The organism is Parabacteroides faecalis (assembly GCF_022809355.1).
GTDB lineage: Bacteria > Bacteroidota > Bacteroidia > Bacteroidales > Tannerellaceae > Parabacteroides > Parabacteroides faecalis.
The window spans coordinates 37,797-53,703 of the sequence record NZ_JAKZMM010000006.1 but is presented as its reverse complement, the minus strand read 5'-3'; the positions used below and the strand labels follow the sequence as shown (position 1 = coordinate 53,703).

7 protein-coding genes and 1 pseudogene are annotated in these 15,907 nt (G+C 45.5%); 2 read left to right on the top strand and 6 right to left on the bottom strand.

Going from position 1 to position 15,907, the window contains the following annotated elements; genetic code table 11:
• Positions 1–131: 131 nt before the first annotated feature.
• The 6 genes from MUN53_RS03440 to MUN53_RS03415 all read right to left on the bottom strand — a co-directional run bounded on the left by MUN53_RS03440 (position 132) and on the right by MUN53_RS03415 (position 13,084).
• The gene (locus tag MUN53_RS03440) at positions 132–2,525 is read right to left on the bottom strand and encodes an ABC transporter permease (protein ID WP_243323412.1); all 2,394 of its coding nucleotides are present in this window, start codon (positions 2,523–2,525) and stop codon (positions 132–134) included.
• A gap of 383 nt (positions 2,526–2,908) precedes the next feature.
• Complete coding sequence (locus MUN53_RS03435; protein WP_243323411.1) at positions 2,909–5,293, bottom strand: ABC transporter permease; 2,385 nt, start codon at positions 5,291–5,293, stop codon at positions 2,909–2,911.
• A 243-nt stretch (positions 5,294–5,536) separates the two neighbouring features.
• Positions 5,537–7,870, bottom strand: a complete 2,334-nt coding sequence (locus tag MUN53_RS03430) for an ABC transporter permease (RefSeq protein WP_243323410.1) — start codon at positions 7,868–7,870, stop codon at positions 5,537–5,539.
• A 77-nt stretch (positions 7,871–7,947) separates the two neighbouring features.
• Positions 7,948–10,317, bottom strand: coding sequence for an ABC transporter permease (locus tag MUN53_RS03425; RefSeq protein WP_243323409.1), 2,370 nt, complete (start codon positions 10,315–10,317; stop codon positions 7,948–7,950).
• A 35-nt stretch (positions 10,318–10,352) separates the two neighbouring features.
• Complete coding sequence (locus tag MUN53_RS03420) at positions 10,353–11,600, bottom strand: efflux RND transporter periplasmic adaptor subunit (protein ID WP_243323408.1); 1,248 nt, start codon at positions 11,598–11,600, stop codon at positions 10,353–10,355.
• A gap of 11 nt (positions 11,601–11,611) precedes the next feature.
• Positions 11,612–13,084, bottom strand: coding sequence for a TolC family protein (locus tag MUN53_RS03415; RefSeq protein WP_243323407.1), 1,473 nt, complete (start codon positions 13,082–13,084; stop codon positions 11,612–11,614).
• 169 nt (positions 13,085–13,253) lie between these two features.
• Between MUN53_RS03415 and MUN53_RS03410 the strand changes: the two are divergent.
• Positions 13,254–14,620 (top strand): annotated as a pseudogene (locus MUN53_RS03410) (sigma-54-dependent transcriptional regulator).
• On the top strand, positions 14,617–15,885 hold the full coding sequence (locus MUN53_RS03405) for a sensor histidine kinase (protein ID WP_243323406.1): 1,269 nt from the start codon (positions 14,617–14,619) through the stop codon (positions 15,883–15,885). Before MUN53_RS03410 ends, MUN53_RS03405 begins: the two are co-directional and overlap by 4 nt.
• Positions 15,886–15,907: the final 22 nt, after the last annotated feature.

Sequence of the window (15,907 nt, the reverse complement as noted above, 5' to 3'; positions counted from 1 at the left end):
ACAAAACGTATGCCAAACAGATAAACGCTATGTTTACAACAACTTAACGAACTACTGACTGATAATCACCTGTGCGTCTTCGCACAAATAACGTGCACGAACGCACAGTATAAATTGATTGCCTTACTAATTTACTCCCGTTTGATGACATCCGCAGGATTAATCCGAGAGGCACGCCGGACTTGTTCATACAAAGTCAGCAAAGCAACCAAAGCGATCAAGGCTCCTGCAACCAGAAATATCCATAAGGATAAAGGTGCACGATGAACAAAGGTTTCCATATAGCGCTCGATACTGAGATAGGCTACGGTAGAACCAACCAGATAGGCCAGCAACAGGACGTAAACATACTTCTTGATCAATAACCGGTAAATATCGCCGACTTGTGCACCATGCACTTTCCGCAAACCAATCTCCCGATAACGTTGACGAATATCATACAGCGAAAGGCCGAACAAACCCAGACAGGAAATACCTACAGCTATCAAAGCAAAGGTGATGATCACCAACATCACTTTCCGGTCTTCTGCATGCAGCTTGGCAATCTCGTCTGTAACCAATGAATACGCAAACTCGCCACTTCCTATGGCTTCGGCATATACTTGCTTGAGATACGCAATCGCTTCTTTTTGTTTGCCGGGAACGAAAGAGATATAAAGCCAATCACGCGGATCGCCTTTGCCGAAAGCAAAGATGATCGGTTTGTTCCCACCGGATAAATGTCCACTCCGGAAGTCTTCCATCACACCCACAATTTCATAAGGAAGTGGTGTTTTCGCATTCTCGAGACTGCTCCACCACAAACGGCGATCGGGCGTTACCTTGGTCGATTTCCAGCCTGTAATATGCAAGGCATTCAGGAAAGCCCGGTTGGCAATCAGCTTGTATTGCGTAAGCTCGTCTTCTTCATTCCAAGTTCGTCCTTCTACTACCTGAAAGCCAAACAAGTCCATCAGTTCCTTGTCTGTCATCATCCATAAGACTTCAGCTGTCTCACCTTGTTCAGTACTGAACTTCAGTTCCCAATTCAACTGATAAGGAGGTTCGCCATAGGCAAAACCCGTCAGCAAAGGAGATTCTTTCAATCGTTGTTCCACCAAAGCACAAACTGATTTATTTTTAGCCATTTCCTTATCATATTCTTCGGGTGACATGGAATAGATCGACGGATTCTCCCGCCAGAAACGGCATTGAATCACGTTCTCTGTCTGATAACCTACGTCTGTATGCAGTAAGAAATAGAGTTGCCGACTTAAATAGACCGCCGTAACCACCAGACAAAACGTAATAATATATTGGAAAAACAAAAAGATAAAACGGGAAGCCAACGATTTACCTCCGACAAAGACCGAATGCAACGAACGGACAGGTATTGCATGAGTATATTTCCAGAATGGATAAAGAACTGTCAGGAAAGGCAAGACAAACAATACACTTCCCGATAACAGCCAGTCAAATCCAGAATCCGATTGTACCGGAATACCGTACTTCGTAGCTACTACTTGTCGGGTGACTTCTACGATCAACCAAACTACCAGCAAAGCGATCCCGTTCAGACACATATTCTCGACATACAATTGTCCGAAGATTTGCTTCTTACTGGCTCCGAAGATCTGTTTTATACCTAATTCTTTCCCTCGCTTCTGCATTACCACCGTGTACAGATTCACGTAATTGAACAAGCCTACCAACAAGATCAAACCCGATACCAATGCCAATAACTTCAAGACATCCGTATTTCCACGCAAGAACGTCTTAACGTAGATTTGTACCTCTTGATTCAGATAAAGTTCTCGTAGCGGATACATCCGATAAAAGATTTCTTCATCCATGGTATAACTTAATTTCATGGGTTTCGCATTCTTCTTATTCAATGCCACAACATCTTCCGGACGATAAAGGCGTACTACTTCGTATGGCACCAGTGACCAATCTGTCAATTCAGTGGAAAATACCATATCAAACTGAAAAGAAGACTTTGTAGAAGGTTGACCAACTACACCTACGACCCGAACCAATTTCCCGGTTGACGTTGTAAATTCTTTTCCTATCGGACTTTCTTTTCCAAAAATCCGTTTTGCGAAAGTATGTGTAATCAAGGTATCATTCGGAGCCAGCCTCATCGTTCCTTCCAGACAAGGATAAGGAATCAACTGAAAGAACGACGTATCGACTACTAACGAGTTTAAGTTATATCGAGAACCACCCGTTTCGATAAAGTCTTCTCCCAACAAGATGAACCGGCTATATCGTTCAACAGACGGATCGTCCAACGGACTTCGGAATTCCACATCCTTATTCGGATTCCAGCTACTCGACAACCTAACACTTCCGTCTTCTTTTACTTCAGCCGTCAGAAACGTCCGATCCAATTCCGGAACAAAGTGGTTTACCGTCATTTCCTGATGGATATAACGTACTAAGATAAACACACAAGCCAAACTCAGTGCCAAGCCTGCTACATTAATCCCCGTATAAGTCTTAAAACGGAAAATTGTCCTCAATGATAACAACACGTGTTTCATGTTTTCTTCTTTTATATCTACAAACACATAAACAAAACGTATGCCAAACAGATAAATGCTATGTTTACAATAACTTAACGAACTACCTACTGATAATCACCTGTGCGTCTTCGCACAAATAACGTGCACGAACGCACACTCTTCCTCGTTATCTATCGTTCACACCTGATAAACTTGTCAAGCCCGGAAGAAAAAGTAAGGATCCGACATCCCATTCTTTAGTTCACGACGCGGATTACTTAGTTCACGTCGTGAATTACTTAGTTCACACCGTGGATTACTTAGTTCACGCCGTGAACTAAAGAATTGGTCTAATGAATCCAACTTTCCCTTCTGCCTCTTTCCAACTTTATCTCCCGGGAAACGGAAGAATATATCCCAACTTATTCCCGCTTCACTACATCCGCCGGATTAATCCGTGCCGCCCGGTTTACCTGCCAGAACAATGTTCCCAACGAAATAACCGATACCAACAGTAATGACCACAGGAAGATTCCTGCTCCCAGCGGCGCTTTGACCGCGAAATTCTCGGTATAACGGATAATCACGGCTACGGCTATCGGTATCGAAACGGCAAAGGATACCAACAACAGGAACATATATTTCCGGAACAACAAGCGGTAAATATCTTTCAACTGGGCGCCATTCACTTTTCGGATGCCTATTTCACGGTAACGCTGTCGGACATCAAACAAAGATAAACCAAACAAACCCAGACAAGATACTGCAATGGCCACCATTGCAAAGACGGTATAAATATACGCTACCTGGCGGTCTTGCCGGTAAAGAGCCTGCATATCATCTTCGAGTAAAGAATATTCAAAGTCTTCCGATCCATAAGTATCAAGCTCTATCTTCCGTAAATAATCCAATACATCTTTCGTATGACCTGGAGTGCAAGCTATCTGATAACAATCACCGCCATAACCTACAAACACCCGATAAACGGTTGGCTTGATTCCTTCGCTCACATGACTCATATATGTATCTTCTACCACAGCACAAACAGGTTTCCACGGATCTTTTCTGGAAGCACGCACATCACTATCTTCTGCAATCCGAGCATTCTCGCAACTATCGAACCCAAAAGCTTTCATCGCTGCTTTGTTTACAACGAAATAAGTGCCTTTTTGACCATCTGCTTCCGGTAAAGCTCCTTCCAAAACTTGTATATCAAACAGATGAAAGAATTCTACACAAATCGTATGTACCTGAACATTCTGAACCTGACCTGCTTCGTTCGTAAACAGAGTACTGTATCCCGGATTCGGCAACCAGTCATAACCGTTTGTCCAATGTTGAATATGCGGACAAGCATTCAGTTGCTGATCAATGTGATAAATACGGTCTATTCGTTCCTGAATCTTTGCCGGATCTCGATAGATTGCCATGTCGCGCGATTCATAAATCAAATTGGCTTGGATGATATCTTTTGTCCGGATTCCCGGATCGGTATGCAACATCAACGACAATTGTTGGTTGAAATATAAAGAAAGAGTAACGAGTAAGAAACAGAACAGATACTGTACAAAAAGAAATACCATACGTACCCGAACCGAACGGCTGTTTTGTCCGACAGATTGAATCGAAACAATCGGCGACATCCGACTATACTTAAGATATGAATAAGCTGCCGTCAATAATGGAAGGAACACCAAGATCACAACCGAAAGCTGAACATCGAAAACGGTATAAACAAAGTGACAAGCCAACAAATGTTCTATCCAAGGCGTTGTAATCTCCATCCATAACCAGGCAAAGAACAAAGCAATGCCGACCAGCAGCAAGTTTTCCAGCCACATTTGTCCAAACAGACCTTGAGGATGAATCCCGAAGATTCGTTTCACCCCGTATTCTTTCCCTCGCTTCAAAGAGGAAACCAGATACAAGTTCAGGAAATTGATCATACCTGTCAGGAAAAGCAACAAGCAGATACCACCAATCACATACAAGTAGGAGCGAACGCCGTAACTGAACATCTGATCTTCGCGGAGTGATTTCATGACCGATTCTTCCCAATAAATCTCTTTCAAAGGGATAAAGGAAAAAGTTTCCTGCCGCGTATCTATATCTTTCATATGCGGATTCACAAAACGAGGATTCGAAGCAATCCGATTGATTTCTGCCATATCCGTGCCCGGTGAAAAACGATAAAACTCGGTCGGGATACGTTCCCAATGTTCTGATATAGATGAAGAGAGCAAGACATCAAATCGAAGCAAAGTCTTACAAGCCGGTTCGGCCAATACGCCTGCCACCGTTACATCCTTCCCGTTGCTATACCGAAGCACTTTTCCCACCGGATTTTCTTTCCCGAAAAGTTTACGGGCAAAAGTTTCCATCAGGTAAGCCGACTGCGGATTATCCAATGACAACTTTCCTTCAACTACCTGATATGGAAACAACTGAAGATAACCACTGTCCACTGCCAGTACATTCGCCTGGAAACGTTGGTTACCCGACAATACATAATCGTCTTGCATTGTAATTGCGCTCCCGATCATCTCGATAAAACGAGGATCAATATAAGTACTATCCTTCTCGTCTCCGTTCGAATAACTGCTTAATCCTCGGTAACCTTCCATATTCATAATCACAGCATACACCTCATTCCGGTCCACACAATGTGTATCAACCGTCAGTTCCCGATGGATATACCTCATTAAAATCAGGCAACAAGCCAAACTGAACGACAATCCCAAGATATTGATTATCGTATATGCCTTGGACCGAGCCAAGAAACGCCATGCATACGTAAGTGTTTTCATTGTATCTATTTCTTTAATTCTTTTTCCTTTTTCTAAATCCTCGGACGATGCTTCCGCTGTTCGGGAAGCTCTGTCCGAGTGTCCGACAGGCCTTCCTTTTCTCAGGAAGCATCATCCGAGTACTCCGACAGACCTTCCGCAGCTCAGGAAGCATCGTCGGAGTGCTCGACAGACCTTCCGCGACTCAGGAAGCATCGTCGGAGTGCTCGACAGGCCTTCCGCAGCTCAGGAAGCATCGTCGAGCTATTCCCGCTTGATGACTTCCGCCGGATTCTCATGCGCGGCACGCCAGACACTTCGTCCGGTACAAAGTCCGATAAACAAAGCCAAGATTACCATAATCAAACCATACAACCAACCATTTATCGTGGTCTGTTCAACATATTGCTCCAACCAACGTCGCATCACCAGCGTCCCTACCGGAAAGGCGATGAGGCAGGAGAGAAGCAACATCCAAGCATACTGTTTCAGGAAGCTTTGCATGATAAGCCAAGCCGTTGCCCCGTTTACTTTTCGGATAGCGATTTCTTTCCGCCGCCGTTCACAAGCAAGCGTCACATGCGAATACACACCAAACAGAGAAATTACTATACAAACTACCGATACAAAAGCGAGCAGCTTCATCAACGAACGTTCGGAAGTCAGGTATTCATCATAGGCTTCACGAACGGTCTTCAATTCGAAATCATGATGACCGTCCAAACCTTGCATGATGGATTCAACCGCCCGATGCAAATCAGCCGTTCGGGTTTCATCGAAACGTAATAGGATATTCCGCCCGAGACGGATTGCTCCGACACCATAACCCGCCAGCAAAGTCGGTTGTACCGGATCTGTCGGAGCCGAAATGTGGAAGTCTTTAATCACACCTACCACGGTAAAGTCACGACGAAACCTCCCTTCCGGATCCACATATCCGAAGTATTTCCCAACCGGATCTGCCCAGCCCAGGCGTTTCGCCGCCGTCTCATTGATCAAAACCTGATGACCATCTGTCTGTTCCGACAACGGTGTGCCTTGAATCAACCGAAGACCGTAGAAATCCATAAATTCTTGCCCCTCGGGAATATATTGCATCTCGAAAGGTTCATCATTCTCCGACTTTCCGTCCCATGCATTGACAAGCGTGGCTGCCATGCTTCGCCGGGGGAAGAGCGAAACCAGCTCTTTCACTTCCTGCACATACGGTATTTGTTTGATTTGTGCAATCACACCTTCTTCTTGTGGATCAGAAGAAAACGTTGCCCGTCCGTCACGTTCGAAACCAATATCTGTATACGACAAATGGTTCAGTTGAAGAAACAAAACCGACAAGCCCCATAAAATACCGACACAGATTGTCAACTGAATAACAATGCTACCTTGCTGGAAGAACATCCGCTCCCGTACATTTCCAATCGTATGATGCAAAGTTTCCATGATGGATTTCCGGCTATAATAACGGATAATTACCACCGAAAGTAATACAGATACAAGGAAAAGGAAAAAGAAATAACCCAAAGCCGGCAGATAAAGTCCACCTTCTACCGCCGATAGTTCCTGAAACTTTTCTTTAGCGACCTCCAGAAACACCAGTCCTAAAAGTCCGCTGCCCAACATAAGCAACACCAATTCGGAAACAAACAAACGGAACAGCCCACCCGTTGTCGAACCGCAAACCACACGTAACCCGATTTCTCTCCGGCGGATGCGAATGCGTGTCACCATCATGGAAAAGAAATTAACCAATGCTACACCGATAATCAACATACTCACCACCGAAAACAACTGGACATATTGTAAAGCAATCCGGTTTGTATCTTGAAACAGGGTATAATGGCAATCCATCAGCCTCTCCAACATCAATCCACTCACAGAGACAATACCTTTCGGGTTTAGGTTTGTTTGCTTCAACTTCTCGGCAAACACCTTCCTGTCCACGCCTTCCTTCAAGCGCAGACAGGAATAAAAGCCACTCGCCGTCCAATTATCATTGGCTTTGTCTGGAACACCTTCTATAATCTCATAAAAGAAATTGGAGTGTTTACTCCAACCCGATAATAAAGCCGTTATCTTCCTCGATTTCCCAAGCAAATACAACTCTTTACCCAACACATCCTCTATCGATCCGAAGAAGCGTTGCGCCGCTTCCTGTGTCAAGGCGATTTCCTCCTCCGGCTTATGCAAGAATCCCCAACTTCCTTGTAACAAACGGATATCAAACATCCGGATAAAAGCCGAGTCAGTTCGTATATATTCAACTTCCATCCGTTCATCCTCAGTTCGTCCGGCTTGAGTCGTCCAACAAGAGAACGACGCCGCATCTTCCACTTCCGGGAAAGTTTCCCGTATCACCTTACCCACTGGGAAAACTGAACGGGGAGAAAAGCCTTTCAAATCAAGTCCACTGGTTTGATACGGTACATAGAGTCGTTCCGCTCCCCGGTGGAAATCATCATACGTCAACTCGTACCGAATCCAAATCATGGAAAAGGCCAAGCATACAAAACCAACAGCCAAACCGACAATACTTATTGCCGTCTGCATCTTATACTTCATCAGGCTACGCACAGCCACTTTCAGGTAATGTAGTATCATATCTTTTCAGTTTATCTGTTTCTATATTTGAACTTAACAAGGCTATCAGACTTTATTGCCTTACCTGTTTGTCTTCTTTATTCCCGCTTGATGACTTCCGCCGGATTCTCATGGGCGGCACGCCAGACACGCCAACTAATACTCAATCCGACGACCAATAACAAGACAAGAAAAACGCCCAATGCCGGAGCAATCGGAATCGGCATCTGGCGCGTGTAGGTTTCTATCCAATGTTTAACCAAGATATAAGCCAACGGAAATGCCGGTAATGCCGCTAACAGTAGCAATACGATATATTCCCGATAGAATAGCGAAAGGATATTCCGTACCGTAGCACCGTTGACTTTCCGAATGGCTATTTCCTTACGACGTTGTTCGCAAGTAAGCGTCACCAATGAATAGATGCCAAAGATTGCAACCAATATACAAACCAACGAGGCGAATGCCAGCAAACGGGCCAGCATGGCTTCGGATTGCAGGTATTTATTATAGGACTCTTCTTCATTGACAAGCCTAATTTCTTTATCCGGAGCTTCTTTCCGGCAAAGCTGTTCAATTGCCGTGCGGCAAGCGTCCCATGTTCCTTCCTTGAAACGGAAAAGGATGCCGTTGCTCCGGAGCATAATTCCCATTTCATCCCCAATAATAAAACCTGTATTTGGCATTTGTTCGGTCGGAGCCTTATATTGGAAATCTTTCACTACACCTTTGATCTTTTGGTTGGCAGTTTGTAGTCCCATCCGAATATGCTTCCCAACAGCTTCTTCCGGTGTATATCCCATACGCCGAGCCAACGATTCATTGATCACTATCTCTCCATAGCCGGAAAATTCGTTCAGCCATTCACCAGCCAAAAGCGTAAGCCCATAAAAGCGGGCCAACGTTTCATCTCCTACAAACAAGTTGATCGGCATCGGTACATCCAGCTTCTGCTCCAATCCTTCCCATTGATAAATCTGCCCAACAGTTGCCCCTATATCCGACACCAAGGGACGATAATCGGCCGGAAGGACTTCGGTAATCATCGGTAGTTGTTTCAACTTCTCAACGAAAGGTGAAGTATTTTCTGTCCTATCGAGGGCAAAATAACCCCGGTTGTGTAACTCTATTCCTAAATCATGCTGGCGCAAATAATCCAACTGACGGTTCATCCATTGTGTGCCCGTCATAAAAAGCATACAGATAAAAAGCTGGAAGACAATACTGCCTTTCCGAATCCACGTACGGAAACGACGTTCGCTCTCTCCATTTCCTGATCCCTGCAATTGCCTGCGTTGGATACCATAAATCACACCGATTGCCACACCCAGCAACAAAACAGAAATAAGTATTAAGAAGAGCAAAGCTTCTCCATACAAGGAAGTTCGACCGGCATCCGTTCCCGTCAACTCCAGGAAGGCCGGGAAAAGAATTTCCATACCTAACATCCCGATCAGGAACGAACCAATCAACAGAAGTAAGAACTCCAAACCCAACAAACGGACTAACGACTGTATTGACGCTCCATGTACGAGACGAAGCTTCATTTCCCGTTTCCGGACTTGCATCCGGTTAATAAACAAGGTCAAATAATTCATCAGCGCACAGAGAATCACCAATAAACCGGTTACAGAGAAATAAACGATGTACCGGAAAGTAATGCCACCTTCACTTTGATCACGGAAATCTTTCGCATAGCGCAATTCCGTTAAAGGCGTAAGATATAAACGTTCAATACCGGTATTCCTTGTCTCTGACGGATGAATGAGTTCATAGGGCAGATTTTCGCTTATCTTGACTTCCAATGCCGGAATATCCGTTCCTTCTTTCACCTTTACCAATATATTCCAACTCTGATACCACCACGTACGTCCAGTTTGCGGATCACCCATCAAAGCAATTGGGAAATTGGTATGCCGGTTATTCACCCGAACAACAGCGCCAATCGTTCTTTTATCGTCTATTCCTATTTCCAATTCCTTTCCTAACGGATTCTCTTGGCCAAACCAAGCTTTGGCGGTTTCTTCCGTAATTGCCACTTCTGTAGAATGTTGTTGCATAAAGTTCCGGTTTCCGTCTACTAATTGGACATCCATCATCTGCACCCAAGCACTATCGGCCGACGAGAAGAAGGCTTTTTCGTACCTTCCTTCTACCTTCACCCGATATTCAAACGAATAGAAATAGGCAAACGATTCTATCTCCGGAAAGTGTTCTTTCAGATACGGACCTAATGGAATCGGCACACGCCACGTAATCCGTCCTTCGGCATAACCATCATTCACCCGCACCAAATAAAGCCGGTCGGCATCTTTCCGGAACTGATCGTAAGTCATCTCATAATGAATCCAAAAAGCCGATAAGACAAAGCAGATAAAACCTGCCGCCAAGCCCAGCATACTAATTCCCGTCTGCACTTTATACTTCAGCAGATTCCGGATTGCTACTTTCAGGTAATGTTGTATCATATATCTCTTATTTCTATCATCAATAACATAGGCATCTAAAACACCAGCTCTTCTGCTTCACCAAAGGTATCGTATCCGGAAACAATGACCAAGTCGCCGGGTTGTAATCCTTCTGTGATCTCGTATTGACGAGGATTCTGCCGGCCAATAGTTACCGGAACTTTTACAGCCCGCGTCTTGTCGGCATTGACTTTATAAATCCACTGCCCACCGGTTTGCTGATAAAAGTTTCCACGTGGAACGACTAACGCCTGCTCGGGTTGTCCTAATTCAATTTGCACCCGGAAGCTTTTCCCCAGTCGGACATTCTCCGGCATTTCTCCGGTAAAGACCAAATCCACTTCAAAGAGACGATCTTTCACTTCCGGAATCACCTTACTAATCTTCAACGGATAACGTTTTCCCTGATAAGTAATGGCAGCCGGTAAACCGGTAGTTACCCGATCAATATAATATTCACTGAGGGATGTATGAATCTTAAACTGATCCATCACCTTGACTTCCGCGATATTCTCTCCGGCAGCCACCTGTTGTCCGGGCGTTACTTTCACGAAACTCAGCTGCCCGTCTATTGGAGAGCGGACCACCAAGTCCTCAATCCGTTGCCGACTTCGTATCAACTTCTTTTCTTCCCGGTCACGATCGTTTTGCAATAACTCTTTCCGGATAACCGTCATGGAAGAATCACTCTGAAGGCTTTTCAACTTCAGGCGAGTTGATTCCGTCTTATACCGATACTCGTCTTCCGATACTTCCAGCTGGGCTTTACTGCGGATTCCCATCGCATACTCTTCCTTTTCGAGCGAGAAACTCTTCCGGATCTTATTCAATTCATACTCGGCTTCCAACGTCTGTTGCTTTAAAGTCAGACTCTTCTGTTCCATCTCCAGGGCTTTCTCCTGATACGAAATCCGTTGTTTCTCCCATTCATCCTGCTGGTCTTCTATCTCGCGCATCAAATTCGGATTCGTCAGTGTCAGAATCGTATCACCTTTCTCCAGCAAACTGCCTTCTTCCCCGATGATCTGATCCACATTTCCGGCTTCCCGCGTATTGACAATAATCGTCAGAATCGGATGAACAATGCCTTCTACATCCACATATTCCATAAAGTCGGCTTGTTTTACTTCTTCTATCTGAATATGTTCCGCGTTAATCCGCAACCGTCTCGGACCAGAAGCCAATACAATCACATAAATCAGGCCACAGCATACCAGGAAAGCTCCGGCCAAGTAATAACGGTAACGTATGTACCAAGGTTTCTTTTCTAGTTTTATATCCATAAGAGATTCGTTTATATTTCGGGTAAATTTTCACTTAACGGGCAATTCTGTTGGAAATCATATTGCGTCATACTACGCAACCCATAATACAATGTCCAATAGGTTTTCATCGCCGACAGATAATTACGCTGTGCAGCATCCTTTTCGGTCGTAGCGGCATTCAAATCCAGGATAGACGACTTTCCCATCAGGTATAACTTCATGGCTACTTCATAACGTTTACGGGCTGTTTCATCTGTCTTCTGGGCTACCTGTACTTGCTTCGCCTGCAAGTTAAACTGCCGCACCATCTTCCGGACATTCAGTTCGAAGTCGGTCATGGCTTGGCCCACTTGCGTATCAACCAGCTCCATTTGAGACTTTGCTACGCGGACTTTTCCTTTTCCACGTCCCCAATCCAGAATCGGAATGGCTAATGAAAGACTCACATACTGCTGATTCAACGGATTCCGATAGGAAGCCCTTAATTCTTCTCCGGTCTGCGAAAGACCAAACTGCAAATACAAATCGGCTTTTAGTCCCCGTTCAGCCCGAGCTGCTGCCAGATTACTTTTACTTTCCAGTCGCATCCGTTCATAAGTTTCCATTTCCGGACTATACGCATACGCCAGTTCCAAAGCACGGTCTAATGGTACTTCAAACGCAACAATATCTTCGACACTCGGAAGGACTTCCAGATTCTCATCTTCCCGCAAACCTAAAAAAGAACGGAATGTCAAGGCAGCTTCTTCTACTTCTATCTGAGCCTTCATCACATTCGTTTCTTCATTCAGCCGGTTTACTTCCAGCTGCAACATCTCATTCTCTGATATGCTTCCTATCTCATACCGACCTTTTGCATACCGGTATAATGTATCTGCCGAAGCATAATTGGACTTGGCTATTTGCAGGTTTGCCTGCGCCGTTGCCAGACTGAAAAACAAATCACACGTTTTAGAAGCAATCAGCTCCAACGTTTCCGCATAGCTTTTCTTGGCTTCCCGAAAACGTACCGGCTCAATACGCCGGTCCCATTTCAACGAATTATAACCGAAAAGCGACTGACGGTAACCAATGGTAATCGGTTGCGTATTATAAGCCTTCGTTTTTGTCGTCAGTTCATCCATCCGCTGCGTAGCTGTCTGTATAAACAAGTTACCACCCGTGAACCAAATATTCTGACTGATCGAGAGAGCTAGGTCCGTACTCAATTGGTTTTGTCGGATAAACTGTTCGGTTCCGTCGGGTTGTGTTACCTTATTAATCTGCCGGTTCAGATAAGGCGAAGAGGTTAAGCTGACTCCCGGCAGATAATTGGCCCGAAAGTAGCGGTAACTCCAATAAGCAGCCCGATAAGTATGTGCAGCCGCCTGCGCTTCCGGAGAATAGGCTTGCGCCAATTCAATCGACTGCTTCAAAGTCAATTGATGTTGGGCTTGAGCAATACTTGTCAAAGTCAGCCACAGGCTTCCGCTTAATAAAAGTATAGTCCGATAGAGTTTCATATAGACACGATTTATCACAAACACAAATTCAAATATCGTGCCATACCCGTAACCTATTATATGATAGCGATATATAGAAAAAGGAGAGAATTAACTCCGTGCGATTCTGCACAAAAAACGTGCGGGAACGCACGCACAAGGTATTTGTATTCCTTGTATCTTTGCCTGTATGGAAGAAAAAGGGAAAATATTGATTATCGACGATAACGAAGATGTTCTGTTTGCTTTGAATATGCTGCTCGAACCGTATATGCAGAAGATCAAAGTAACCACACAGCCTGCGCGTATCGAACACTTTATGCGAACATTCCAGCCGGATGTGGTTTTGCTGGATATGAACTTCAGGCGTGATGCCGTAAGCGGACAGGAAGGTTTTGAGTGTCTCGAACAAATCCTGAACATTGATCCGCAGGCGGTTGTCATTTTCATGACGGCTTATTCGGATACGGAAAAGGCTGTCAGGGCGATTAAAGCCGGAGCGACCGACTTTGTATCCAAGCCCTGGGAAACGGAGAAGTTATTGGCGACGCTTTCTTCGGCTATCAAGTTGAGCCATTCCCGTAAAGAAGTGGATCGCCTCCAAGCACAAATGAATGCCTTGAAAGGAGAGCCTGATCTGCCGGAACTGATCGGTGAATCGCCGGCTATGCAGAAAGTGAAAGAAACGATTACCCGGCTTTCTGAAACGGATGCGAATATCCTTATCTCGGGCGAGAACGGAACCGGAAAAGACCTGGTGGCCCGATTACTGAAATATTATTCTCCCCGGCGCGACGATGCCTTCATTACCATCGATCTGGGCAGTATTCCGGAACAACTCTTCGAGAGCGAACTGTTCGGATACGAGAAAGGAGCGTTTACCGATGCCCGCAAGTCGAAACCCGGACGGATGGAAACAGCTTCCGGCGGTACGTTGTTTCTCGATGAAATCGGTAATCTGTCGTTGCCAATGCAAGCCAAACTACTGACGGCGATAGAGAAGCGTTACATCACACGTTTGGGAGCTGTCGAACCGATTCCGATCGACGTCCGTCTGATTTGTGCCACCAATGCCAATCTGCATCAGCTGGTAGCCGAAGGGAATTTCCGTCAGACTTGCTCTATCGTATCAATACCATTGGACTGATCATTCCGCCGCTGCGCGAACGGGGTGAAGATATTCTGTTGTTGGCCGAGCATTTCCTGAAACATTATAACCGGAAATACAAGAAAGAGATCAAAGGCTTCAGCCGGGATGCCAGTGCCAAGTTGATGAAATACAAATGGCCAGGTAACGTCCGCGAGCTACAGCATGTATTGGAACGCGCCGTAATCCTTAACGAAAGCAGCCTGTTGCGTCCGAACGATTTTCCGTTGTATCCGGCCACACACGAGCGGAAACAGCCCGAAGACAACGAACTGAATCTGGAACAGGTAGAACGAAAGACCATCGAACGAGCCTTGCGGCAAAGCAATGGCAATATGACCTATGCCGCCGAGCTATTGGGAATCACCCGTTTCTCCCTTTACCGTAAAATCGAAAAGTTAGGCTTATGAAAACCTATACGCTGACAATCGCGCTCCACATCGCCGGAATTTTCCTTTCGGCTCTGTTCCTTGCCTACAGTCTGCTGCAGGAATGGTTCTTTTGCAGTGTATTCAGCGTATTGGCTATCGTGAGTATCAGTATCCGGCTTTATATCCTGCAGATGCGGCAGGTGAAGTCTTGGCGTTATCTGGTCGATTGTCTGTTGCAACACGACTTAACCCAAATGGTTCACGCCCCGTTTAAAGACAAAGCCATGCAGGAACTGGCTACCGATTTGTCGGCAGCCCTTCGTTCGCTGCGCCAGCAATTGCTGAACGAAGAAGTCAAGAGACAATATTACGAAAGCCTGTTGAACAAAGTCGATACCGCCGTCCTCGTTGCCGATAAGCAAGGGAAGATAGACTGGACCAACCGGGCTGCTGATACGTTATTGGCGTCCTCGCCATTCCTACCTGATGAGATTCTGACGGCGATCCGGAAACAATTGCCAGTAGTCCATTATACCCGGCAAAACCTTCCTTTGGATTTATCCATCGACGTGACCCGTATTTATCTGCAAGGATGTGAACGATGGATTGTCAGTTTAAAGAACATTCACGCGACTTTGGAACGAAATGAGATGGAAGCCTGGCAAAAGCTGATCCGTGTTCTTACGCATGAAATCATGAATTCCATTACACCCATTATCTCGTTGGCCGAGACCTTAAGCGAACGATGTAAAGAGTCTCCGGAAGAAACCCGGAACCGCCAGCACCTGCAACAAGGCTTGAACATCATCCGCCGTCGCAGCAAAGGTCTGCTGGAGTTTGTTGAGAATTACCGAAAACTCACCCGCATCGCTCCGCCGGTTAAAGTCCGTATTTCCGTCAAAGAGTTCTTTGCCGACCTGAAACGCCTGAATCCGGAACCATATATCCACTTCCAGCTGACCGACGAATCACTGGAATGGGAAGCCGACCGAGCACAAATGGAGCAAGTCTTCCTGAACTTGCTGAAGAACGCCCGCGAGGCTTGTGCCACTGTAAGCGAACCTTCTATCCAAGTCCTGGCTGAATCGAACGGAAAAGAACGGATCTTCATCATCCAAGACAACGGAGAAGGCATCCTGCCCGACGTACTGGAACGGATTTTCATCCCGTTTTTCACCACCAAACCAAGCGGTTCAGGCATCGGTCTCAGCCTCTGTAAACAAATCATTACCCTGCATGGAGGCAGTATCTCGGCAACTTCCGAGAATGGTCAGGGCTGCTGTTTCCGAATCATCTTTCCCTAAACTTCCGAAGGGCGGTACATAA

What these genes read in the sequence shown, in the direction of transcription:
- MUN53_RS03440 (WP_243323412.1), bottom strand. Translation starts at nt 2,525, where the DNA reads ATGAAACACGTGTTGTTATCATTGAGGACAATTTTCCGTTTTAAGACT.
- MUN53_RS03435 (WP_243323411.1), bottom strand. Translation starts at nt 5,293, where the DNA reads ATGAAAACACTTACGTATGCATGGCGTTTCTTGGCTCGGTCCAAGGCA.
- MUN53_RS03430 (WP_243323410.1), bottom strand. Translation starts at nt 7,870, where the DNA reads ATGATACTACATTACCTGAAAGTGGCTGTGCGTAGCCTGATGAAGTAT.
- MUN53_RS03425 (WP_243323409.1), bottom strand. Translation starts at nt 10,317, where the DNA reads ATGATACAACATTACCTGAAAGTAGCAATCCGGAATCTGCTGAAGTAT.
- MUN53_RS03420 (WP_243323408.1), bottom strand. Translation starts at nt 11,600, where the DNA reads ATGGATATAAAACTAGAAAAGAAACCTTGGTACATACGTTACCGTTAT.
- MUN53_RS03415 (WP_243323407.1), bottom strand. Translation starts at nt 13,084, where the DNA reads ATGAAACTCTATCGGACTATACTTTTATTAAGCGGAAGCCTGTGGCTG.
- MUN53_RS03405 (WP_243323406.1), top strand. Translation starts at nt 14,617, where the DNA reads ATGAAAACCTATACGCTGACAATCGCGCTCCACATCGCCGGAATTTTC.